The sequence below is a fragment of the Robiginitalea sp. genome (assembly GCF_982776155.1).
The window spans coordinates 279,199-301,400 of the sequence record NZ_CEXZKX010000004.1; the positions used below are offsets into that span (position 1 = coordinate 279,199).

Below are 22,202 nucleotides of genomic sequence, written 5' to 3' on the forward strand. Positions count from 1 at the left end.
GCAATCAGGCGCCCGATAATTGTCAAAACCGCATTAATCCTCCGTACTTTTACCAAATTATAACTACGTATTTCTACGTAATAAACTAACTTTCGGCCATCATAGAACCCGGATTCGCATGGCTGGAAAAGAATCATTCGACACGATATGCTCCTATTGCGGCGTCGGCTGCGGCATGACCGTCAGCAAAGACCGGAACAACCAGCTCCAGGTATCGGGCAACGCGTCCTACCCGGTAAACCGGGGGATGCTCTGTAGCAAGGGCAAGACGCTCAACTATGTCGCCCAGGACACCTCCGACCGGATCCTCTACCCCACCATGCGCTGGAGCCGGAACCACCCCATGCAGCGGGTTTCCTGGGATACGGCCATGAAACGCGCCGCGGCTGTCTTCCGCAGCCTGATCGACCGACACGGCCCGGACAGCGTGGGGTTCTACGTGTCCGGCCAGTGCCTCACCGAGGAATACTACCTGGCCAATAAACTGGCCAAGGGTTTTATCGGCACCAACAACATCGATACGAATTCCCGCCTCTGTATGAGCAGCGCGGTGGTCGGATATAAAAAAACGGTGGGGTCGGATGCCGTGCCAATCGCGTACGCGGATATAGAAAAGGCCGACTGTTTCCTGGTGGCCGGCGCCAACCCCGCCTGGTGCCACCCGATCCTCTTCCGGCGCCTCGAAGCCCACAAGGAAAAAAACCCGGAGGTGAAACTCCTGGTGGTGGACCCCAGAAAAACGCAGACGGCTTCCCAGGCAGACCTCCATCTGCAGATCCTGCCCGGCACGGATGTGTACCTGTTCAATGCCATCGCCCGGGTACTCATCGAGAAACGGATGATCGACCGGGATTTTATCCGGAAACACACGGAAAATTTTGAGGCCGTCCGCCAAAGGGCTTTTGAATTATCGGTTCGGAAAGCGGCGGAACATTGCGGGGTATCCGCCCAGGATATCCGCCTGGCTGCGCGGTATATCGGCAATGCCAATGGCTTTATCAGTATGTGGACCATGGGCCTCAACCAGAGCGTGATCGGGGTGGATAAGAATGTATCCCTGATGAACTTGTCGCTGTTGACCGGGCAGATCGGGAAACCGGGCAGCGGTCCGTTTTCCCTGACAGGCCAGCCAAATGCCATGGGGGGCCGGGAAGTGGGTGGTATGGCCAGCCTTCTGGCGGTTCACAGGGACCTTGGCAACCCCCGCGACCGTAAGGCGGTCCAGGATTTTTGGGGGGGCAAGCCCATCAGCGGGGAACCCGGCCTTACGGCCACCGAAATGTTTGAGGCCCTGGAAAGCGGCAAGATGAAAGCCATCTGGATCATCTGTACCAACCCGCTGGTAAGCCTCCCGGATGCCCGACGGGCCGAGGCAGCCCTGAAAAAAGCCCCCTTTGTAATCGTACAGGATATATCCCATCGTTCGGAAACCACGCGTTTTGCCGACCTGCTGTTGCCCGCGGCCGGCTGGCTGGAAAAGGAAGGCACCATGACCAATTCGGAGCGGCGGATCAGCTACCTGCCCCGGGTTATCGACCCCCCCGGGGAAGCCCTGCCGGATACCGAGATCCTTTGGCGGTTTGGCCGGGAGATGGGATATCCCGGTTTCAATTACGCCTCGGCCTCCGAAGTCTATGACGAATACTGCCTGATGACCCGGGGCACGGATATGGATATCTCCGGCCTCTCACACGCCCGGCTTCGGGCAGAAGGTAGTTTTCAGTGGCCGGTGCCCCATGCCACCCACCCGGGCACCCCCCGGCTTTTTACAGACCGGCAGTTCCAGACCGCTTCCGGCAAAGCCCGGTTCAATGCGCCCGGACACCTGGCCAACCGGTCGGAAGAAACGGATACGGAATACCCCCTGGTCCTCACCACCGGGCGCGTGCGGGACCAGTGGCACACCCGTACGAAAACCGGGAAAGTCCGCAGGCTGCTCACCCATGTACCCGGGCCCTACATTGAAATGAACAAGGTAGATGCCTATGTGAGGGGGCTGAAAGACGGGGATATCGCTACGGTGACAAGCCGTCGGGGGGACGTACGGGTACGGGTAAAGGTAAACTTTGATATCCGCGAGAAGGTGGCCTTTATGCCCATGCACTGGGGCAGGGTACTGGGCGATGACTTCGGCCGGGCCAACAACCTGACGCAAAACCTGCTCGACCCGGTTTCCAAGGAGCCAGACTTCAAATACAGCGCTGTCCAGGTGGCCGCCTATCGCAAACCCTGGCAACGGATTGTGGTTGTTGGGGCCGGGGCCGCCGCCTACCGGTTTGTAAAGACCTACCGGGAGCAAAACGAAACGGACGATATCCAGGTTTTTTCCCGGGAAAACTACCCGTTCTACAACCGGGTCCTCCTCCCCGAATACGTCAATGAGGACCTCCCCTGGGAGGCCCTCCAAAAACTGAAGGCCGGGGAAGTGGCCAAACTGCAGATCGGGTTGCATCCCGGCAATGCCATCAGCAATATCGACCGGGAACGCAAAGTGGCTATCGACAGCCAGGGAAATGAACACCCGTACGACCTCTTAATACTGGCAACCGGCAGCCGGGCATTTGTTCCCTCCGAGGTCCGGCTGGACCTGCCCGGCCAGTTCACCATGCGCGAACGGGGAGACGCAGACCGGCTCAGGTCCTACCTGTCGGCAACCGGGCTGCCAAAGGAAGAACAGCATGTGGTAATTGTAGGCGGGGGCCTGTTGGGCCTGGAGCTGGCAGCCTCCCTGCGGAAAATTGGCATCAACATCAGTATCATCCAGCGGGCACCGCGGCTCATGGAGCGCCAGCTCGACCCGCTCTCCAGCAAGCTGCTGGCCGATGATGTGGCCGATCGGGGAATCAACCTGTACTTCGATAACGAGGTCAATACGGTGTTCCCGGACCGGGAAGCGGCCCACCGACTGCAGGTAACGTTGAAAACCGGCCGGACCTTCCCCTGCAATGCCGTGGTATACGCCATCGGGACACGACCCAATGTGGAACTGGCCCGGATGGCCGGCCTGGATACCCGCCGCGGCGTCGTGGTGGACAACTACCTGCGTACCAGCGACCCGGACATTTTTGCCCTGGGCGAAATTGCGGAGTTCGAAAACACGCTTTACGGGATCACCGCTGCCGCCGAGCAACAGGCAGATTCCGCCGCCCGTTTTATCCTGGGCGATCTGGGGAGTATCTACCAGGGCTCCGTGCTGATGAATATCCTCAAGTTCGAGGACCTGGACCTGTGCAGCATCGGCATGGCGAACGCCCCGGCAAACGACCCCTCTTATGAAGAAATCCTGCTGATGGATGTCAGCAAGCGGTATTACAAAAAGTGCATTGTCCGGGACGATACGCTCAAAGGGGCCATCCTGATGGGAGACAAATCAGAATTTGCGGAATTCCGCCAACTCATCGAGCAGGAAATCGAATTATCGGAAAAGCGAGAGGAGCTCCTGCGGGGCAGCTCCCCCGGGGAACCCCTGGAGGGCAACCTGGTCTGTTCCTGCAGCCAGGTGGGCGACGGCAACCTGTTGAACGCCATCCGGGGCGGATGCGACGATTTCCAGGATCTTTGCACCCGTACCGGTGCGGGACTGGGATGCGGCAGCTGCAAACCCGAAGTGCAGGAGCTCCTGGCAAAGACCTTGCAAACCACCTGATAGAAGCGTTATGAACGACGACCTGTACCGCATAATGATCCAGGGGGGCGTCACCTCCCCGGGCGAACTCAAGGAAACGATTGCCCTGCTGGAATCCCTGGGGCTCGATACCGTTTCCCTGGGGTCCCGGCAGGACCTGCTGTTTTCGGCGCCCGGCGAAGGGGTGGCAGAGGATAACCTGACTTCCGGCAGGGAAATCGTCCGCGACCGGCGCTACCAGAATATCGTCACCTCGTATGTTTCCTCGGACATCTTTGACAGCACGCATTGGCTCAAGGGGTCTACCTACCTCTACCTGATCGAGCAATTCGATTACCTGCCACGGCTCAAGGTCAATATCACCGACCCCCTCCAGCGACTCGTACCCGGCCTGAACGGCAACCTGAATTTCCTCGCTTCCCCCCACGAGGACTACTGGTATCTGAACATCCGGCTGCCCCATTGGGAGCGGGGGGAGTATTTCCCGGTACTGGTCTACAGCTGGGACATCACCTCCCTGTGCAGGTATGTCGAAAACCTGGAGGAACCCCCCGAAAATGCGGAATCACTTTTCGAGGACCTCCATTCCAATCTCGAACTCAACAGCCGGAGCATGGAACGCCCCCCCGAGATCCCCTACAAGACTTTTCCGTATTACGAGGGGGTCAACCGGATGGGCTTCGACAAATACTGGCTCGGCCTCTACTGGCGAAATAACCTGTACGACCTCCCGTTCCTCAAGGAACTCTGCGGGTTTTGCCTGGACAACAGTATCGGCAAGATCTGTATTACCCCCTGGAAGTCACTGATTATCAAGGGAATTTACGAAAGTGCACGTCCGGCCCTGGAACGGATGCTCGGCCAGCGCGGGATCAATGTGAGGCATTCGCAACTGGAAATGAACTGGCACCTCCCGGTAGCCGACCCCGGCGCATTGCAGCTTAAAAACTACCTGGTGGGCGTATTCCACGAGCGGGATATCAGCACCTACGGCCTGACTTTCGGCATCAGCAACGACGTGGGCAAGCGGACGCACTTTGCGGCCATTATCATCGAGAAGAACCCGGTTCCCGGAACGGCTTCCGGGGCGCTTTTCCGCCCGTCGTACAACATCCTGTACTCCAAAAATTTCGACCCGAACAGCTGCCGGTACATCCCCTTTGCACAGGACGTGGGCCGGGAGGTACTCCCTGACCTGCTTATCGAACTCAGCCGGATGTATTTCGGCCAACAGGACCAGGAGGAACCAAAGGCACGGCAACCCCGCCCGGATGCCGGGGAGTTCAACCTCCGCCATGTGTACCAGTGCCCGTCCTGCCTGACCATTTATGACCCGGTTTCGGGCGACCCCGACTCCGGAATCGCGCCCGGTACCCCCTTTGAGGAACTTCCCGCGAACCATAGCTGTACGGTCTGTTCTGCCGACGGTTCGATTTTTCAACCCCTGGAACTGAGTATTACAGAAAAGTAGTACATTAGACGCTGACAAACTTACCTGCACCATAACCTTTATCTGCTCATGTTAGGTTTGAGGGAGAATACCCCGTTAGAAATGCTCAGGCAATTCGCAGTTTACCTGGATGCGGAGGTCGTCGAATCCCATGGTTCCGGTCAACTGATCCTGGACAACGAAAAAGGCCAGGGCTCCATCAAACTTTTTGAGCTGTATCCCGGCCTAACTGCCTGGGTCTACAATATCCAATTTTTTGATGATCTGTCCTGGAAGGTTCAGTTTAACGGTGAAAGGAATTACTACCTGGGATACCACCTGAAGGGGCGGCAACGCCATAAATTTGAATCGGAAGAGCATTTTATTGACATTCAGCAATGGCAGAACTTTTTTATTCTGGGCACCGACCATACCGTTGCCGATTTTGTAATACCGGGTGGTGAACCGCTGCAAAGTTGTTACCTGATTCTGAAAACCCACGTGATCACGGAGGCCGATTTAAAAATAAAAACGCAACTGGAGACACACCTGGAAAACCTGTTCCGGGTGGGGCAAAAGCAGCTCGCCTATCGCTATTTGGGACAAATAGACACACAAACCGGGCATTTTGTAGAAACGATTATCAAAAACGAGCGGACTGACCTGGTGGGGCGCCTGCTTACCGAAGGCGCCGTTATGGGGATGCTCGCCTCCCAACTCGAGTCGCACCAACAGGAGCACCTGGGTACAGTTAAACGACCGGAACTCAGTATCGCGGATTTTGAGAAAATTAAAAACCTGACTGAGACTATCCGGGATAACCCGGGGGAAAAGATAGCTGTTGATGACCTGGCCGCCCGACTCGGGTTTTCCTCCCGGAAACTGCAACGGGGAATCCGCATCGTATACGGGTATTCCGCACACGAATTCATTACGAATGTGCGCATGGAACTGGCCCGGGAACTGATGGAAACCACCGACATGAATGTCTCGGAAATCTGTTACAACATCGGCTATTCCAGCCGGAGCCACTTCTCCAAGATGTTCCGCGCCCGTTTCGGGGTGGTACCGAGTTCCTACAGGAAATCGACCTAGTCCAAGATATTTCAAGGTCCAGGTTGCCCCCTAGTTCCTGTCGAGGAATCTCAATTCCTCCTGCAGCAACCCGGGCTCCGTCCGGATCGTTTCATCGATGACCAGGATATCCCCCGACCCGTACTGGTAGTGTTTCCAGGCCGGGAGTCCCGGCCCGTTCGGGTTGCCGGTTTTGGCAAAATTGAGCCAATAGGAGGAGAGTGTATCTTCCACCTTCCGGTCATACGGCTGCCAGGGCCGGTCCCAGGTATGTAGCGTATGGAGGGTAAAAGGCACTTCGCTGGTATGGAAGGCCCCGTAATTCGGGAAATCTGGTTTGTCCGGCGGCACATGCCCAAACTGGTAGAGGTAGCTTGTCCCCCCACTGGCTAAAGCCATCCGGTGCGCTGGCAGGCCGGCAAACCCCAACAAGGTTATCAGGCTCCTGGATTCCTGCACCTCTTCCCCGGTACTGCCCGGGAATAGCTCCAGGAAGGCGCCGGCGCGCTCCCCGTAGAGGCTGTCGGCCTCCCGGCGGTAGGCCTCGGGGGTCATGGCGTTGGACCCCATGAAATTCCCGTCCCCGGTTACCCAGCCGGCAATCACCGGTACCTGGTTATGACGCCCCTCCCGGAAATAGGCCCGCATATCCGTGTCGGGTAGGAAGTGCCCGTCCAGGGTGACGCCAAAGCGCCCCACGCCCGGAAGGTTGCTCACAGCCTGGATGCTGTCTGCCGGGAGTTCCCGCAAGACTCCAAGGGAACGCACCCCGGCTTTTTCCATAAAACGGACCCCGGCCGCTTCTGCCTGTTCCAGGTCCTGGCTGAGCCGGCCGGAAAGCAACCCGCCGCTCTGCAGGATTGCTTTGTGGAACAAGCCTTTTGCCAGGGGGGATGCAATTTGCGCGTTTACGCTGAAAGCCCCGGCAGACTGGCCGGCAATCGTGACATTGTCCGGGTCGCCTCCGAATGCAGCGATGTTGCGCCGCACCCAATCCAGGGCGGCTGTCTGGTCCATAAATCCATAATTTCCGGAGGCTCCATGCCCGGATTCCTCACTGAGTTCCGGATGCGCCAGAAAGCCCAGTACCCCCACCCGGTAATTCAGGCTTACAAATACGACGCCCTTCGACGCCAACTCCGCTCCATCGTAAATAGCGCAATTCGCCGATCCGCTGTTAAGCCCGCCCCCGTAAATCCAGACAAACACCGGGAGTTTTTCGTTCCCGCTTTCAGCAGGTGTCCAGACATTCAGATACAGGCAATCCTCGCTCAGGGGTTCCGGTTGGGCGATAAATTCCTCACTCCAGGCGTAAAAAGGCCTTGGTTCATTCTGGATGGGGCTGGCCGAAAATTCAGTGGCTTGCAGGGTATCCGTCCAGGCCCTGACCGGTTGCGGGGCACGCCAGCGCAGCTCTCCGACGGGAGGTGCGGCAAAGGGGATGCCCTTGAAAACGCGCAGGCCGCGCTCGGAATCGGTGGTGCCGGAGACCCAGCCTTTGTCGGTTTTTACCAGGGTTGCCTGGCCGCGGGCGACGCAGCAGCCGATCAGCAGGGCGATACCAAGTATCAATCTTGTCATCTGTGTGAATTTGAAAGCGTTTAAATTACACATAAAATTGATCGCACCCGTAAACAAAAAGAAAGCCAGCCTCTGGGGGCTGGCATTGTGCAGATTTTAGGTGCTTCGCGGATCCCATCGTTCCCGGCGTCGGACGGTCGGGGAAATGGGCCGAGGCTGCGGCTGGCTGATCTGTCGGTCCGCCGGTTCGGCGGTCAGGCCCGGAATTCCCGGGGGGCCCAGACCGAGCACATCATGCCCGGGGACGCTTTGGCCGGGTTGGCGCAGTCGTCCCGTTCGTATCTCTGGCAGCTGGTGCAATCCCGGTGGTCGGTCAATTCGGCCTTCATTTCAAAATGGTCACAGGTATAGTGGCTGGCCACCTTCACCCCGTGGACTTTACACATGCTGTCGCTCATCATGTTGTCGCAGTTCATGCAACTGCTTCCTAATCGTATCGCCATGTTTTTCTATTTATAAGTGTATTTTGATTTGTCGATATGTCCTAAAATACAGGCAAAGCGCCATAGAATCAATTTAAATAACTGGTTTTCAATTATTTAAATTTAGATTGATTTAAGATAATTGCAGGCAGGGCAAGGGGAAATATCCGGGCCGGCATTCTGTGGCGTGCCGTTTTAAGGTTTGGAGCCGCCCCTGTCTGCCCATTATCCGCCAAATCGGAATTCCGCCGATGGGGTCCGGGCTTCCCGGAGGATCTTTTCCATCTCCGCCACCACCTCCGGGTGGTCCGAAGCGATATTCTGCGTCTCCCCGAGGTCTTCGGAGAGGTCGTACAATTCAACGGGGCCGTCGGGATGCTCGAGGACTTCGTACCTGACCGCCTTCCAATCGGCTTTACGCACCGCCTGCCGACCTCCCTGTTCATGGAATTCCCAATAAAGGTAGGCGTGCTGTTCCTGTCCGTCCCCGGCCAGCAGCAAGGTGGGTAAAAAGGAAATGCCGTCCATTTCCACAGGGGGGTCCACACCCAGGATCTCCGCAAACGTCGGGAAAACATCCCAGAAAGCCGAGATGTGGTCCGTCCGGGTACCCGGTGGAATCCAACCCGGCCAGCGCACCAGCATCGGCACCCGGATCCCGCCTTCGTACAGGTCGCGCTTGTAGCCGCGGAGCGGCCCGTTGCTGTCAAAATAATCCGGATCCGCCCCGCCTTCCAGGTGGGGCCCGTTGTCCGAGGTAAACACGATGAGCGTATTTTCCTCCAGGCCCAGCTCCCGGACCTTCTCCATAATTTCCCCCACCTGCCGGTCCAGGATGGATATCATGGCTGCAAAGGCCGCGCGGGGTTCCTGTTGGGATTCATAAGGGCCCTTTCGGTATTGCGGCCCGTGGTCCGTTCCTTCATAGGGCTTTTCCGGCGGGTACCTGCCCCGGAAGCGCTGCAGGGTTTCCTCCGGGGCTGCCAGCTCGGCGTGGGGTATAATGGAGGCCACATACAGGAAGAAGGGGTTCTCCCGGTTTTCCTCGATAAAATTGAGCGTTTCCCGATGGATGAGCTCCGGCGCATAGCGGCCTTTTAATTTGCCCGCATTCTCCTCCAGGACGATGCTGTCCCGGTTGTACCACAGATGGTGGGGATAGTAATGGTGTCCCATCCGCTGGCAATTGTATCCAAAAAAGGTGTCAAACCCCTGGGCATTCGGATCGCCCTCAGATCCCGGGTATCCGAGGCCCCACTTGCCAAAGGCCCCCGTGGCATAACCGTTCTCCCGGAACATTTCCGCCAGCGCATAGGTGGAGTCCGGGATGGGGTGCTGCCCCTCCGGCTGTACTTCCCGGTTGCCCCGAACCACGGTGTGCCCGGTATGCATCCCCGTCAGCAAGGCGGCGCGGGAAGGGGCGCAAACCGTGCTCCCCGAATAGTGTTGGGTAAAGAGCAAACCTTCCTGGGCCAACCGGTCGATGTTCGGGGTGTTGAATTTTTCCTGCCCGTAGCAGCCCAGGTCGCCGTATCCCAAATCGTCGGCCAGGATGTAGATGATATTGGGCGGGACCGCGGGTGTCTGCACGGCGGCATTTTCCCTTTCCCCGCAAGCTCCCAGCAGCAGGCACGCAACGATTGGGAAGGCGATAAAAAACCTGTTCCAATGCACGGGAACACGGCTCTCCAACAGGGCTGCACGGCCTTGCAACATGGCCACCCGACTCTCCGGCAGGGCAACCCGGCTTTCCAACAGGGCTGCACGGCTCTCCAAAGGGCATTCATCCATGGGAAAAATATACGGGTTTTTCCCCGGTGTAATACGATGTTTTATATTTACAGGAGACCCGGTGCCGGCAACCGGCCCGGAAATTTCATAAAACCAACCAAACCTGAAACGATGAAACATCTCCGGTGGATAGCGGCCATCGCGCTCCTGGCGATCGCCTGCAAACAAGAAAAGAAAAACATTGCAACGCCACCCCAGGCACCTGACAAATTACAGGCCCTGATCCTGGATGGGCAGAACAACCACTATGTCTGGCCAAAAACCACTGTGATGATGCGGGATTACCTGGAGGAAACCGGGCTCTTTGACGTTTCCGTGCACCGGATGGACTCCGTGTGGCTGGGCATCAAATACAACGAGTCCCGGCCGGAGCCGTACACCTCCTTCATCGAAAATTACCCCCTGGATTCCACCGCCCGGGCCATCTCCCACGACCCGATCGAAACATCCGATTTTTCCATGGATTTTTCCCCCTACGATGTCATCATCTCGAATTTGGGTGCCTCCTCCCCCCTATGGCCGGAAGCCACCCGGAAGGCCTTTGAGCAATACGTGGCAAACGGTGGCGGCTTTGTGGTGGTCCACGCAGCCAACAACCCCTGGGGCCACTGGGAGGAATTCAACCGGATGATCGGTTTAGGCGCCTGGGGCGGCAGGGATGAAACAACCGGGCCGTATGTCTATTACAACGATGCCGGGGAGCTCGTCCGGGACGATTCGGAAGGGGTATGCGGCTCCCACGGGCCGGAGTATGAATTCGCGCTGACCATCCGGGCGCCGGAGCACCCCATTATGAAGGGCCTGCCTGCCACGTGGATGCATACCCAGGACGAATTGTACGAGCGTATGCGGGGGCCCTTTGAGAATGCCACCGTCCTGGCAACCGCTTACGCCGATGTGGAGAAAAACGCCCCGCCCTGGAACCCCGAGGTAGTCGGTATCGGGCAACACGTACCCCAGCTCATGGCCATCGAATACGGACAGGGGCGGGTCTTCCATTCCACCCTGGGGCATTTTGACTATTCCATGGAATGCGTCGGGTTTATCACCACGCTGCAACGGGGCGCCGAATGGGCAGCCACGGGGGCAGTCACCCAGGAAGTTCCGGCCGATTTTCCGACAGCGGAGCAATCCGCATCCAGGGAATGGCAGCCCTAACTCGCGCAATCGGAAAACCTGATTATGCATAGACAAACACTATGGATAATTCGCCGGGATATAGATATTCTTAATTATTCATAAACTTCCCGAATTTTCGTTAAACTCCTCTTAACGAATGAAACTTTTTTCCCTTAAATACGTCCTAGTAGTGCGTGCAATTTAACAGGGCCTATTGCCCTTATCACGCTAAACCAATTACAACTATGAGTCGTAATAAAAACACCGCAAACGAAAGCAACACAGGGGTGGACAGGATGCTGTCCCGCCATATGAGTTGGAGGAATACGCGTAGGTTTACCGGATTGAAACTCATCAGGTTTTCCTAGCAGTCTAACACATGTTGCAAAGCAGAAAAGGGGGCCTCGGGTCCCCTTTTTTATTTCCAGGCGGCTACCACGCCCTTCACCAGGAGTAACACGGCTGCACCTGCCAACAGGCCCACTATAAAATCCCGGAGCAATGCGGGCAGGGAGTGGAGGAAATCGTGCATAAAATCCAGGTTGTGCGTAAAGATGCCCCCCGCCACCAGCAGCAGGGCAATGGTCCCGATTACGGCGAGGCTCTTAATCACGTACGGAAGCGCCTGTACGAGCAGGTTCCCGACCTTGTCCGAAAAACTATCCTGCCGTTCGTTCAGGTCAATGAGCCGCAGGCCAAATTCATCCATCCGGATAATCAGGGCCACAATGCCGTAGACCCCCACCGTAGCCAGCAGGGCAATAGCCGTGGTAACCAGGATTTGCGTGAGCAGCGGCTCCTCCACCACCGTCCCCAGAGCGATAATTACAATCTCGACGGAGAGGATGAAATCCGTCAGCACGGCCGATTTGATCTTTTCCTTTTCGTAAGCCAGGATTTCCTTTTTGGAGGCGTACTTTAAAGGGACTTCCTCTTTGGCATGGGGGTGCGGGAAGAAGTATTCGTATATTTTTTCCGCCCCCTCGTAGGCCAGGTAAAACGCCCCGATGACCAGGATCACCGTGACGGCCACCGGCAGGAAAGCACTCAGGACAAAAGCCACCGGCAGGATGATGACTTTGTTCAGGAAGGATCCCTTGGTTATGGCCCAGAGCACCGGCAATTCCCGGGAGGAGATAAATCCGGAGGACTTTTCCGCATTCACCGCCAGGTCATCGCCCAGGATGCCCGCTGTTTTCTTGGCGGCCACCTTCGTCATGGTTGCCACATCATCCATCAGGGTTGCCACATCGTCCAGCAAGGCGAATAATCCGGATGCCATATTCCAATAATTTTTGATTTAGGGAGCAAAATACTAAGAAAACGGGTACGGGCCCGGCTGTATATTCTTCAAATGGATCGTTTTTCCTTTGCGTGGGATGTAAGCATTTGCAAGGAATTTTATTCCCTTTTCCTATATTTAGGTATCCAACGACTATGACAAGAACCCTTCACTTCTTTTGTTGCATTGGCCTGTTGGCGCATTTTGGTTTATATGCCCAATTCCCTGCCCATACCGATAACCCGGTTCTCGATAGTTTGCAGCAGGTTCTGGAGCAGCAGGAAGGCCTGGAGCGTGCCTATACCTACAGGGAGATCTTTTTGAACATGAGGGCCTACGATATCCAGACGGCCAAAGCCTACCTGGATTCCGCGGCAGCAATCAATGCGCAGGTTCAAAATGACACGCTGAAAGCCCGACTTTACGAATCCAGCGCAAGGTACCACTACTACATATCGGATTATAAGGAAGGTGCTGCCCAACTCCAATTGGCTATTGAGGTAAACCGCGAAATAGGCAACCGGCAAGACCTGCCAGTTAATTACAATGCATTGGGTATTTTCTACAAGTACCTCGGCAAGCCCGGCCTGGCGCTGGAATCGTTCCAGAACGCATTGAGGACCAGTGAACAACTGGGCCAGCCAAGCAGTGCCCTGGCTCCGGCCCTGATGAATATCGGCAAACTCCATGCGGAACTGGGCGATCTGGAAATTTCGAATACCTATTACCGCCGGGTCGAGGCGATTTGTGGGGAATCCGGGGTGGAATATTGCCTGGCTATTACCCGTTCGAACATGGCCACCAACCTGGCCGAGGCCGGCAACTACAGGGAAGCCCTGCAACTGTATCAGGAGGCCCTGCCTTACTTTGAATCCGAAAACCTAAAGACCGAATTGGGGGAGCAATACAACCTCATGGCGTCCGTTTACCTGAAAATGGACTCGCTGAACACTGCCAGGACCTACCTGGAAAAAGCCCTGGAGATCAACCGGGAAACCGGAGAACTCAGGGAATTGGGTATGGCCCATCGCGGGTTGGGGGATATCCATTTCAGGGAAGGGGATTACAGGCTGGCACTGGAACGCTACCAAACCGGCCTGGGCTATTTTGAGCCATCCAACAGCCTGGATGCTGTGGAGACCTACCTGCGCATATCCGAGTCCTTCGATAAACTGGGCAACATCCCCCAGGCGTATGCGTTCCATACGCGCTTTTTTTCGGCTTATGATTCAATATTCAGCCAAAAGAACCAGGACAAGATAAGCGCGCTCGAAATCCAGTACGAATCGGAAAAAAACCGGCAGGAAATCCAAATGCAACAACAGGAAATCGCCTTGTTGCAGGAGAAACAGAAGGCGGACCGCCTGCAGCGGATCGGGTTGATTTCCGGCCTGGTCGTTGTCCTGTTTTTTGCCGGCCTGGGCTATTATGCCTTGCGCCAGAAGATGAAACGCAACCGCCTGGAGCGGGAGCGGGTCAAGGCCGAACTGGCCTTCAAGAAGAAGGAACTCACCACCCACGCCCTGCACCTGGCCAAGAAAAATGAAATCCTGGAAGACCTGAAACAACAGGCCAAATCCCTTAAGGAAACTGAAGACAACAGTACGGCCTACAAAGCACTCCTGCGGACCATTTCCGCCGACCAGCAGGACGATAAGGCCTGGGAAAATTTCACCCAGTATTTTGAAGCCGTACACAAGGATTTTGCGCGGAAGGCCACCGAGAAATACCCCGAGATAACCCGGACAGAATTGCGACTGATGGCCTTGATAAAAATGAACCTTTCTTCCAAGGAGATTGCCAGCATCCTGAATATTTCTGCCGAAGGTGTAAAAAAAGCGAGGCACCGGTTGCGGAAAAAAATGGAATTATCCCGTGCCGATTCCCTGGATACGGCCATCATGTCCTTATAGCCACCTCCTTACTACATCGCCCCGGGCCCTCTATTTACGGGGCCTGCACCCCCTGTCCACTTTTTGTCCCCCCTCCTGCCGGACCCTGTCCCCTTTTCGTCCCCCATGCTTTTTTTCGCCCTAATAATCAGTGACTTAGGTTTGCCTTGTCATGCATTTGACACAGCAGTTTTGTGGTCTTGCCCGGGTATGGGTTTCTGATCCGGGCCGGGTAAGTCACACAAACAAGCTGGAGAAGTATCACCACAAAACAAAAGCATTATGGAAGCCAAGTACAACACCGGTTGGAAAACCACAAACATTACCCCCCGCATCCTCCTCTTTTTATTGGCAGCGTTCCTCCTGGCTGCCTGCAGCAAGGAAACCGCGCTGGAGCCTATCGGCACGGATACCTGCCAAACCAACCCATGCGGCAACCCCGACATATGCCCGGATGCCTGTACAGGCACTCCCCCCGCAGAAACGGTTTTTGCGCTTACACGTGACGATCTCACCCCGGAAGGCAATATTACTGAGACCGAAGAAGGTTACCTGCTGGAAGGAACGCTGACCATGGAAACGGCATCCGGCGAATCGGTTGAATTCCTGGATGCCAACCTGGACGTGCGGTTTGATGAAGAGGGTTCGCTAAAAAGCATCAGCGGATCCGTACAAATCCCCTCCCCGAAGCGATACTTTGAATTCACCGAACCCCTCCGCGCAGATATCGGATATTTTAGCGGGGCATTCCTGAATGAAAACCGGGATTTTGAAATCCTGCTGCTGGATGAGCACTCCTATTTTGTTTTTGCCATCGCGGCCTCTTTTGAGATGAAAGTAGCCACGAACGACGATCCGGATGCTACCAAGCCGTTGTCAGTAAAACCCCCCATTGGCGGGCATATCACCTACATCGCCGATTATTCGGACCCCATGTTTTTCTTCTCCAGGGGGAAGGATGGCGGCCTTGGGAACGACGGGGACGGCGGGGACGGCGGAGATAGCGGCTCGGAAATAGTAACGGGCAGTTTCGGCTATTCGCACAAGGGTAACCTGCTGTACGAACCCACACAGCCGCTGGAGGAAATCGTGCGCTTTGATGCCTATCGCGTCTACGGGGGTACCTTCCCCTTCTGGAATGTATTCGAAGCCAGCGGGTTGCGATACGAAACTAAGGGGTTCAGCGGCTCGATATTCCTCGAGGAGCTGCTGGAAAGCGACCTGACCTACGATTACCGCATGGGCATCAATGGGGAATTAGAATTTACCCTGGACATCACCTCCTTTATATCCTTCGGGTTCCCCATCGGGGCGGGCAGTACGGCCGTAGTGGCCGAAGCCGGCACGGACGGCACGCTACTGGCCAAAGCATTTGTCAACGGTTGGGTGGATCCGGATTTGAGCTGGTGGCCGGAAATGATCCCGGTAAAGCCCGGGGGACAACTCAAAACAAGCGGGTATGCCGACCAGACCGGGAAATTCGAAATCGGCCTCTCGGGCGGGTTTGAAGTGGAAATGCCCTCCGGGAAGCAGGGCCTGGAAGGGACCCTGCAGGCAGATAATGAGGCGCTTACCCTGGACGGGCAGGTGACCATCGATGATGCACAGTGGTCGGCCCATGCCGAATTTACCAAAGAGCAGACTCGTTTAATAGCCAGTCCGCCCGAGAATTTTGCTTCCGGGATCCCGGAGATGGTTACAAAGCAAATTGACGATGCCATCGCATTGACGGAACAGGCCCTGGAGGATCTGGAGGCCGCCAATGAAGCCTATGAATTTGAGCTGAGCCTGCGGGGGCTTCGGACGGCCATGCCGGCCATTATCGACCGGGCCAGGGATGCCATTGACGATGCGGTGGATGACGGGATAGAAAGCGGACGGGAAGAGGCGGATAAAATATTGAAGGAACACAACCGGGTCCTGTGCGACGACAATATCGATTCCAAGGTAAAAGGCCTGGTCAAGCCCTACCGGGACGCCCTGGACCGGCTCGAGGAAGCCGTGGCTAATTCCAATGACAACGCCCAGACCCGGGCCGCGTTGGAGGACGCCCTGCGCGACCTGGCCGGTCTCAAGCGGATCGATAAGAGCGTGACGGTAAAAATCGAACACGGCAGTAAAACATTCGGGTGCGGCTCCGCGTGGAAACTCACGGCCAACCGTACCATCCGAGTTACTAAGACCATCCTGAGCTCCAGCGAGGTAGACAAAATCCTGGAGGCGGCGGACAATGTACAATACATTGCCGAGGCGGATGGCATCCGGTTCGATGCACAACAGCTCGTAGACGAATTGCCGGTACTGGAGGAGTTGGAAAACCTGAAAAACAATGTGGAAGCTTGTGTTTCTGAGCTCACGGAAGGCATCGGCGACGTGGGGTTTGAATTCAACCACGCTACCCGGGAATTCCGTCACTTCATGTTCATCAATGGCGAGGAAAAGGAAGTTGGCGCTTTCAATATCTTCAGTGGCGACCAGTTGATTTCAAATGCCCGCCTGGAAGTAGGCGGCTGTACGGCTACAGAAGAATATGCCAAGCTGATGGGTCGGATGAAATAGTCAGGCGGACCCGTTGCCCGGGACTGCCCCCATAAACAGGAGAAGGCTGCGAAACACGCGTGGTAATCAATAAAACAGCCGGCCTCAAGTTGTTAAATCTACAACCTGAGGCCGGCTGGATTATGCTCCCTGGCGTTCGCGTGATCCAGGGTTGGGGCTTTCTCAGGAAGTTACCTTTTCAATGGCAGCCGGTATTTCCTCCCCGCCGGAGCTCATCTCGATGGTTTTCCCGTACGTCTTTTTATTTTCCAGGACCTGGAGGATGGTTTCGGCTACGGCCTTCCTGGGAATCTGGCTGCTCACCTTTCCCGGATCTACGGACATGGTAACCTTGCCGGGCGAGTCTTCATCCGTCAATTGCACGGGTCTTAGGATGGTATAATTTAGTTGGCTCCGTTTCAGGGCCTCATCGGCGTAGTGCTTGGCGATGTAATAAGGCTTCATCCCGTCCGATTCGCCCCATGACGAGCGGTCATCGGCATGGGAGGCGCTCACCATCACAAAACGTTTTACGCGATGTTTTTGGGCCGCCTCTATGGTTTTGATGGCCCCATCCAGGTCGATCTCCATGGTTTTGCCCGGACCGGTTTTCCCGCCTGAGCCGGCTGTGAATACAACGGCGTCATGGTTCTTAATGACATGCTCCAGGGCTTCGGGCGAATTTTCCAGGCTCTCTACTGCTACCTGGATGCCCTTATCCTCAAAATACGAGCGCTGCTCTTCCTTTCGGATAAAAGCGATGGGGTTATGCTTTTCTGAATTCTTGAGTTTATCGCAAACCATCCTGCCGATTTTTCCGTTGGCTCCTATAACTAATACTTCCATTTCTTTCTTTTTTTAGAAGTATCGCCATTTAATCCCGCCCCGGCAGGCTTTATCCATGAATCTTTTAATGGTTTTACTCCGGCAGTCGGGTAAGCCTGGCGGCTGGATTACGCTCGCTGGCACTCGCGTGATCCAGAGGTGGGAGTAACTGAAGCAAACCCCGACAGCGCTTTGCGCTGCTCGGTTTTGTATTTCACGCCCCTTTGGAAAGCGAGCTCTCCGCGGGGCTTTGAAATACAAAACCCCGACGGATTCTCCGTCGGGGTTTGCTTCGTCGGGATGACTGGATTCGAACCAGCGACCACACGCACCCCATGCGTGTATTCTACCAGGCTGAACTACATCCCGGACCGGGGCCGAGCGAAAAGAAAAAGTCCAGTGGACATTTTCCGCGAGGAGCCAGCCGGCGCGCGGCCTTTGGCTTCTCAAAAACTCAGACCTCGTTGGTAAAAAACGAAAGAAAACCAGCCTGGGATTTCTTTCGGCTTGCAAATATAAAATAATCTTAAGATTTCCCCGGCGTAATCCGGGGTAAAAATATGCGCGCCACATGCGGCCCGCTTCAATCGGAAAGGGAAAATTGCAAGGTGTCCAGTTCCCCGGCCGTCCAGGGCCGGATCTTCCCCTGGGTCCGGAAGCGGATCCCGGTGACCCTCCCCCGGCTGACAGGTTGGTTACTGTGTCCCCAGGCATTGCGAATATAGGTGGCGATTGCCGCGATATCCCGGTCCTGAAGGGTGGAAAAAGAAGGCATACTCGGGAGGATGTCCGGGATGTCGTATCGTTTGCCGCCTACCTCAACGGGACCCTCCATCCCGTGCAACAGGATCATGGCCAATTTATAATCCTCCCCGTTGACCCATTCGGAATCCTTCAGGGGCGGCGCAAACCGGCGCATCCCCTCCCCTTTGGTCCCGTGGCAATTGGCGCACAGGTTCAGGTATTGTTGCCGGCCCAGGGCCATTTGCTCCGGGTCGATTTCAAAGGAAGCGCCGGAGGGTTCGGGTTCAATATCCGGTTTCCCGGGCCAGGTAAACCGATGCTGTAAGGCGGCCACCAGTGGGTCGGTATCCGCGGCTTCAAACAAGGTCGGATTTTCTGGCAGGGCGATGGCCGGCAGGGAATCGTGCTCCCGGGCATTGAGCATCCCCTGGACCACGGTGCTGCGGAGCCAGTCTCCGTGGGCATCCCGGGCAACGGCCAGCAAATGTCGGATATCCCGGGTTTTTCGGGAATTGACGATTGCGGTGACCAGCATTTCGGCAAATATCTCCTCGTGCTGGACCCCCGGGGAATCGCCCCGGTTGGCGAGCAGTTGTTCGAACAATTCCATTTCCCTTCCTTCCAGGCTGCTCATGGCGACATCCCGGGCCACCGGTAGCTCCCCGTAGTCCTCCAGGAAATGGCGGGTGGCCGGCAGCGCCACATCCGCGTCAAGCGCATCGCCTGCCAGGACCATCTGCATTTGAACGAGGGGCGAAGCCCCGGCGAATTCGGATTGGACAAATCGCCCGACCGCCTCCCGGACGGTGCGGTCTTCCCGGCAAATCGGTTCCAGGATTCGCAGGGCAGCCTGTACCACCACCGGGTGGTTCGAATTAAGCGCCTCCAGGTACACCTCCGGATCGCGCCAGCCCATCCCTTCCAGCGTCCAGAGGGCGTGCAGTTGCCCCAGGGATGACCCCTGATTGGCCATCTCCCTGAGAGCCGTTGCAACCGGGGTTGCGCCTTCAGATAATTTCTTATTCCCGCCACGGGCCTGATTGGCTCCATCCCCGCCCCCGGGAGAATGACCCCAGGCCACCAGCAGCCGCTGGGCCGTATCGCGGGTCCAGCCGTCCGGGCTGTCCAGCATGCCCACCAGGGCAACGAGATCCAGTTGATCCAGCGGAACTTTCGCCCGATTGATTCCCGCGGCACTTTCCCCTTCGCTGCCACCCCCGGAATTTTCGCGGGTTATCCGCCAGATCCTGCCCATGTGGACGGGCTGGTCCAGTTTCCGATCCAGGGTGACTTCCCGCAGGTACTCCGTCATATAGGGCCCGTGCTGGATAATCCCTTTATACATATCCACGACGTACAGGGCACCGTCCGGGCCCGGGGCCAGGGAAATGGGCCGGAACCGCTCGTCCGTGGAGGCCAGGAATTCCCGGTCCGGATAGGTGGGCTGCGCCTCCAGCATAAAGCCGCTTTCCACGATATCATTTTGTTTGATCAGGTTGGCCGTGGGTTCGCAGACAAAGGCATCCCCCTGATAGGATTCCGGGAGCGCATCCCCCCGGTAGATCAGCGGGCCGCAGGCCGAAGCGAACTCCAGCAGCCTGCCTTCTGCGTCCAGCGTCCCGGGCACATAGCCCCGATTTACCGCCGTATTGCTCCGGATCGGGAAAATGGTCCGGTCCAGGGTCAGGCCGTGGTCGATGCCGCTGCCCGGGGTGTGGTTCGGGTTGTCGTCCAGGCTGTTGGGCGGTACCAGGTCTGCATGCAGTTGCGACCAGTTGTAATTATATACCAGGCGGCCTGCATTGTCGTGGGCAATGCCCCATTGCCCGCGGAATTCCGTTTCGTCCTTGATCCACTCCCCGCCTTCGCGGCGGTAGCGGTACTGGGATTTTGCGTTGTAGATCCAGTTATCCATACCGCGCCACAACCCGTTGGCGGAGTGTTCGGGCATGCCGCTCCCCCCATAGGCGGAATCCACCAGGGTTTTCCGGTCGGCCACAAAATCCCCATCCAAATCCTCTGCAAACCACAGGGGGATGCTTTCGGCAACCAGTACGCCACCGTCTACCAGGCCCACTGCCCGGGGCAGTACCAGGCTGTCCAGGAATATCGTCCGCCGGTCCATCTGCCCGTCCCCGTCGTCATCGAATAGCACGGATACGCGTCCCACCGGGTCCTGCTCCCCCGTTCCTTCAATATCCTGCATAAAACCCAGCATTTCCACCACCCAGAGGCGGCCCCCGGCGTCGAAGGTGATGGCTACCGGGTCCTGCACCAGGGGCTCCGAGGCCACCAGCTCCACGCGGAGCCCCGGGTCTGCGAGCTCAAAGCTTTCCATGGCCTCTTCGGGGCTGAGCGGGGGCGATGGTTCCACCCCCTCCGGATCCGATGCGCAGGATGTCATTGCCAGGAAAATGCAGGTGCCCGCCAAAACCCACCCGGTTGCCCGGCCCCGGGAGGTGGGCGGGAATTTTACGAGTCGGCTTCCGGGCGGGTTACAAGGCATCATCCATCGGGTTATAAAATAAAAGAAGCTGCAAATACGAGCAGGGCCGCAAAAGTCCCTACCACCAGGGTCCCAAGCGTATATACCCGATATCCGGTTTTGACATCGATGCCGGAGAACTGGGTGAGAATCCAGAATCCGCTGTCGTTGGCATGGGACACCACCATGGCGCCCGCCCCAATGGCGGAGACCACAAGTGCCTTGTCGATGGCTGTCTCGAAGCCCAGGGACCCGAGCATGGGCGCGATGATGGAGGCTGTGGTAATCAGGGCCACCGTGGAGGAGCCCTGGGCTGTTTTGATGGCGGCACAGAGCAGGAAGGGCAGCCAGATCCCCAGGTTTGCCGTGGAGAGCGAATCCGCCAGCGTACCGGCTATCCCGCTGTTTTGCAGGATGGTGCCGAAGATCCCACCGGCGCCCGTAATGAGGATGATATTCGAAGCGTCCCCCATGGCCTTGCCGACCCAGCCGGAGGTGGAGAGCAGCTTGCGGTCGAATTTTTTGGGCAACAGGAAGGAGATGAGCATCCCGATTAACAAGGCCACCACGGGTTCCCCGATAAAGAGCATCAGGCGTACCCAGGCGGCTCCCTCCTGGCCTTCCGGCAGGTTGAACTCGAGCAGGGACTTGCCCACGATGAGCACAATCGGGACCAGTATCGGCAGGAAGGATTTCAGGGCAGAAGGCGCCTGCTTGATTTTCTCCTGGATTTCCGCCTCGTCTATATCCGGATTTGGATCGATGTAATAGCGTTCGCCCAGTTTTTTGCATAAGATAACCGCCAGTACCAGGGCCAACCCGCCGATAATCAGGCCTACGAGCATCACCAGGCCCACGTCGGCCCCAATGATCCCGGCTGCCGCAATGGGCCCCGGGGTGGGCGGCACCAGTACGTGGGAGATCATCAACCCGAGGATCAGGGCGGTGGCCGTCCCGACAATGGAGAGTTTGGCCCGCTTGGTGAGGCTTTTATTCAGCGGGTTCAGGATGATAAAGCCGCTGTCCGCAAATACGGGGATGGAGACGATAAACCCGACGATCCCCATGGCAGCATGTACCCGCTTGCGGCCGATGATCTTCAGGATGATCTCGGCGAGCTTAAAAGCGCCCCCGGAGTGTTCCAAAAAGGCGCCGATGATCACCCCCAGCACGATGACGATCCCGATTTTCCCGAGGGTGCCCCCGAACCCGTCATTGATGGACTGGATGACCATTTGCAGGGACATGTCCGAGAACAGGCCGAAAAACAGGGCCGCCCCCAGCAGGGCCAGGAAGGGGTGGACATTGAACTTGGCGGTCATCAGGATGATCAGCACGACGCTGAGCAGCAACAGGAGGATGGCTATCATGTGGTTTGGTATCGTTTGTTATCTA

The 22,202-nt window shown here is 56.8% G+C and carries 13 protein-coding genes and 1 tRNA gene; 6 read left to right on the forward strand and 8 right to left on the reverse strand.

The window, feature by feature from the left end; genetic code table 11:
• Positions 1-118 precede the first annotated feature (118 nt).
• From AC3DKS_RS08990 to AC3DKS_RS09000, 3 genes are all read left to right on the forward strand, one after another.
• Entirely contained in the window at positions 119-3,646 is a 3,528-nt protein-coding gene (locus AC3DKS_RS08990) for a nitrate reductase (RefSeq protein WP_272607753.1), read from the forward strand.
• 10 nt (positions 3,647-3,656) lie between these two features.
• Positions 3,657-5,096: a rubredoxin gene (locus AC3DKS_RS08995; protein WP_272607752.1), complete on the forward strand. Its 1,440-nt coding sequence runs from the start codon at positions 3,657-3,659 to the stop codon at positions 5,094-5,096.
• A gap of 81 nt (positions 5,097-5,177) precedes the next feature.
• Positions 5,178-6,149: a helix-turn-helix domain-containing protein gene (locus AC3DKS_RS09000; RefSeq protein WP_272607751.1), complete on the forward strand. Its 972-nt coding sequence runs from the start codon at positions 5,178-5,180 to the stop codon at positions 6,147-6,149.
• A gap of 30 nt (positions 6,150-6,179) precedes the next feature.
• Here AC3DKS_RS09000 and AC3DKS_RS09005 read toward each other — a convergent pair whose 3' ends face one another.
• The 3 genes from AC3DKS_RS09005 to AC3DKS_RS09015 form a co-directional block, all read right to left on the reverse strand.
• The gene (locus tag AC3DKS_RS09005) at positions 6,180-7,709 is read right to left on the reverse strand and encodes a carboxylesterase/lipase family protein (protein WP_272607750.1); all 1,530 of its coding nucleotides are present in this window, start codon (positions 7,707-7,709) and stop codon (positions 6,180-6,182) included.
• A gap of 194 nt (positions 7,710-7,903) precedes the next feature.
• Entirely contained in the window at positions 7,904-8,152 is a 249-nt protein-coding gene (locus AC3DKS_RS09010; RefSeq protein ID WP_272607749.1) for a hypothetical protein, read from the reverse strand.
• A 204-nt stretch (positions 8,153-8,356) separates the two neighbouring features.
• Positions 8,357-9,922 (reverse strand): arylsulfatase, encoded by a 1,566-nt coding sequence (locus tag AC3DKS_RS09015; RefSeq protein ID WP_272607748.1) that lies wholly within the window; start codon positions 9,920-9,922, stop codon positions 8,357-8,359.
• A gap of 111 nt (positions 9,923-10,033) precedes the next feature.
• On the opposite strand from AC3DKS_RS09015, the gene AC3DKS_RS09020 reads away from it, so the two are divergent.
• Positions 10,034-11,080, forward strand: a complete 1,047-nt coding sequence (locus AC3DKS_RS09020; RefSeq protein WP_272607747.1) for a ThuA domain-containing protein — start codon at positions 10,034-10,036, stop codon at positions 11,078-11,080.
• A gap of 379 nt (positions 11,081-11,459) precedes the next feature.
• On the opposite strand, the gene AC3DKS_RS09025 is transcribed toward AC3DKS_RS09020, so the two are convergent.
• Positions 11,460-12,323: a DUF808 domain-containing protein gene (locus AC3DKS_RS09025; RefSeq protein ID WP_272607746.1), complete on the reverse strand. Its 864-nt coding sequence runs from the start codon at positions 12,321-12,323 to the stop codon at positions 11,460-11,462.
• A gap of 155 nt (positions 12,324-12,478) precedes the next feature.
• Here AC3DKS_RS09025 and AC3DKS_RS09030 point away from each other — a divergent pair, with 155 nt between their 5' ends.
• Positions 12,479-14,236, forward strand: a complete 1,758-nt coding sequence (locus AC3DKS_RS09030; RefSeq protein ID WP_272607745.1) for a tetratricopeptide repeat protein — start codon at positions 12,479-12,481, stop codon at positions 14,234-14,236.
• Positions 14,237-14,497: 261 nt separating this feature from the next.
• On the forward strand, positions 14,498-16,774 hold the full coding sequence (locus tag AC3DKS_RS09035; protein ID WP_272607744.1) for a hypothetical protein: 2,277 nt from the start codon (positions 14,498-14,500) through the stop codon (positions 16,772-16,774).
• Between the two features lie 162 nt (positions 16,775-16,936).
• On the opposite strand, the gene AC3DKS_RS09040 is transcribed toward AC3DKS_RS09035, so the two are convergent.
• The 4 genes from AC3DKS_RS09040 to AC3DKS_RS09055 all read right to left on the reverse strand — a co-directional run bounded on the left by AC3DKS_RS09040 (position 16,937) and on the right by AC3DKS_RS09055 (position 22,177).
• Positions 16,937-17,599, reverse strand: coding sequence for an SDR family oxidoreductase (locus AC3DKS_RS09040; RefSeq protein ID WP_272607743.1), 663 nt, complete (start codon positions 17,597-17,599; stop codon positions 16,937-16,939).
• A 274-nt stretch (positions 17,600-17,873) separates the two neighbouring features.
• Positions 17,874-17,947, reverse strand: a tRNA-Pro gene (locus tag AC3DKS_RS09045).
• A 214-nt stretch (positions 17,948-18,161) separates the two neighbouring features.
• Positions 18,162-20,726 carry a DUF7133 domain-containing protein gene (locus AC3DKS_RS09050; protein ID WP_272607742.1) on the reverse strand — a complete coding sequence of 855 codons (2,565 nt, stop codon included), beginning with the start codon at positions 20,724-20,726 and terminating at the stop codon, positions 18,162-18,164.
• A gap of 113 nt (positions 20,727-20,839) precedes the next feature.
• On the reverse strand, positions 20,840-22,177 hold the full coding sequence (locus tag AC3DKS_RS09055) for a GntP family permease (protein ID WP_272607741.1): 1,338 nt from the start codon (positions 22,175-22,177) through the stop codon (positions 20,840-20,842).
• Positions 22,178-22,202 lie beyond the last annotated feature (25 nt).

Excerpts from the sequence above, each read along its gene's own strand:
- AC3DKS_RS08990 (WP_272607753.1), top strand. The coding sequence starts at position 119 with ATGGCTGGAAAAGAATCATTCGACACGATATGCTCCTATTGCGGCGTC.
- AC3DKS_RS08995 (WP_272607752.1), top strand. The coding sequence starts at position 3,657 with ATGAACGACGACCTGTACCGCATAATGATCCAGGGGGGCGTCACCTCC.
- AC3DKS_RS09000 (WP_272607751.1), top strand. The coding sequence starts at position 5,178 with ATGCTCAGGCAATTCGCAGTTTACCTGGATGCGGAGGTCGTCGAATCC.
- AC3DKS_RS09005 (WP_272607750.1), bottom strand. The coding sequence starts at position 7,709 with ATGACAAGATTGATACTTGGTATCGCCCTGCTGATCGGCTGCTGCGTC.
- AC3DKS_RS09010 (WP_272607749.1), bottom strand. The coding sequence starts at position 8,152 with ATGGCGATACGATTAGGAAGCAGTTGCATGAACTGCGACAACATGATG.
- AC3DKS_RS09015 (WP_272607748.1), bottom strand. The coding sequence starts at position 9,922 with ATGGATGAATGCCCTTTGGAGAGCCGTGCAGCCCTGTTGGAAAGCCGG.
- AC3DKS_RS09020 (WP_272607747.1), top strand. The coding sequence starts at position 10,034 with ATGAAACATCTCCGGTGGATAGCGGCCATCGCGCTCCTGGCGATCGCC.
- AC3DKS_RS09025 (WP_272607746.1), bottom strand. The coding sequence starts at position 12,323 with ATGGCATCCGGATTATTCGCCTTGCTGGACGATGTGGCAACCCTGATG.
- AC3DKS_RS09030 (WP_272607745.1), top strand. The coding sequence starts at position 12,479 with ATGACAAGAACCCTTCACTTCTTTTGTTGCATTGGCCTGTTGGCGCAT.
- AC3DKS_RS09035 (WP_272607744.1), top strand. The coding sequence starts at position 14,498 with ATGGAAGCCAAGTACAACACCGGTTGGAAAACCACAAACATTACCCCC.
- AC3DKS_RS09040 (WP_272607743.1), bottom strand. The coding sequence starts at position 17,599 with ATGGAAGTATTAGTTATAGGAGCCAACGGAAAAATCGGCAGGATGGTT.
- AC3DKS_RS09050 (WP_272607742.1), bottom strand. The coding sequence starts at position 20,726 with ATGACATCCTGCGCATCGGATCCGGAGGGGGTGGAACCATCGCCCCCG.
- AC3DKS_RS09055 (WP_272607741.1), bottom strand. The coding sequence starts at position 22,177 with ATGATAGCCATCCTCCTGTTGCTGCTCAGCGTCGTGCTGATCATCCTG.